General features: G+C 36.9%; 1 protein-coding gene. It reads right to left on the bottom strand.

Annotated elements, in window-relative coordinates; translation table 11 throughout:
- Positions 1-1,754, bottom strand: a 1,754-nt coding sequence (locus CBI42_RS10690; protein WP_142294108.1) for an N-6 DNA methylase, incomplete at both ends; no start/stop codon positions are given.

Raw genomic sequence — 1,754 nt, 5'->3', positions numbered from 1 at the left:
TTCTTAGAAAGGTATTTTCTTTGCCCTCTTAAATAGCTTTCTGGATCCATTAAAATCTGGTCACCTAACTCATCTAAAATAGCAGCTTGGCTATGTTCAGGATAAATTGATACCATATAGTCTAAATCAACCCCTCTACCATCCGATAAACTGGAGTTTAAGGCATCTAAAGCTGTTGATACTCTTGTAATCACTTTCTCCGGCCTAACCAATGCTTTCTCAAAAGCTAAAGATTTTTTATATTTTACTTTCTGATCTTTAGAATCAATGTATTCATCTTCTAAACTTGCTAGTAAAGAATACTTATCGTCACTATCAAATAAGTTCCGATTGACTGAGGCATTCAAGTATCCAAATTGACTTACAAAACGGTCATAGTTACGATTGAGTTTACTAAGTAATACCTGAAAATCTGTCCGACTATAATCTGGATGGCGTTGAATTTCAATTAAGGCTTGATATGTCTCTCTCAAATCAACCATGCCCTTAATGCGACTAATATCCTTATCCGATAAGGGGCTTTCATAAAAGACAGTTTTTTTGAACAGTCCCTTATATTTCCCTCTTTTACTCGCTTCTTCTGACTTGTAAACATCTAGTGCTTCCTCATCTGTCAAATGAAGTTGTACGAATCGATCTATTTTATGTTCAGACAAGGAACTGTCCCAAGCTTTAAAATCTCCCTTCTCATCTACATAATAACTAATTTCGTCTACCTTTGAACTTTTTCGAATACCATGCGTATCTCGGTAATAAATTTGATTACCCTCATATCCAAAAGAATAGAGCGCTAAGTCCTCACGTATACGACTTGGGATAGAATTATCCACTTCTTCTTGGATAAAAACAGGTGCTTTCAAAGAATTGTCAATTTGTTTAGGTGCTTCCACATTCTCGAATGCTTTCATTATGTCAATAGCTAATGTTTCTGATACCCTCTTAACATTGAGGATTCCTCCATTAAAATTACGTACCTCATATTCACCCAAAACTTGTGTATTGTATTTCCCATCAAAATAAGGATTGATCCAGACACGCTTATCCTCCTCAAAGGGAATAGAGCCACTAAAGACAAGCTCCTCTTCATTAAGATTCTTTGCTTGATCCTTTTGAAAGAAGAGGAGGTCTGTGGTCACTCGAGTACCTGCAATCTTTTTAAAAGCCGTATCCGGCAACCGAACTCCCCCTAAAAAATGAGTGTTGGATTTAATCTCTTGTAAAACATTATCTGTCCGCTTATCCATTGTCCCAATAGATGAGATAATCGACACTTGTCCTCCGTCTCTTACTAAATCAAGTGAGTGTTTGACAAAGTAGTCGTGAATCATATAAGGTTTATCATAGTTTTTATCAGCAATCCGAAAATTTCCAAATGGAACATTCGTTAAGACTAAATCAAAACTATTATTTTGATAGGGCACTTCTTCAAATCCTCGCACTTCAATATGGGTATTGGGGTGGAGTTGTTTTGCGATTGCGCCTGTCACACTGTCTAATTCAACCCCATAGAGTTCTGATTTATCTCGTATACTTCTAGGCATCGCCGCAAAGAAGTTCCCGGTCCCCATAGAAGGATCTAATATCCTTCCTCCTTCAAAACCATCAGCCAGTAATTTTTGCCAAATCTGGCGAATAATCATTGGGTCTGTATAATAGGCTGTGAGAGAACTTTGTTTCATGGTCGAGTATTCTGATTTGCTTACTAAGCTCTTAAGAGTTAAACGTTCTGTTTCATACTTTGGATTGAGTTCATC

This window comes from Streptococcus sp. KR (assembly GCF_002238115.1).
Lineage (GTDB): Bacteria > Bacillota > Bacilli > Lactobacillales > Streptococcaceae > Streptococcus.
This window is presented reverse-complemented; position numbering and strand designations above follow the sequence as displayed.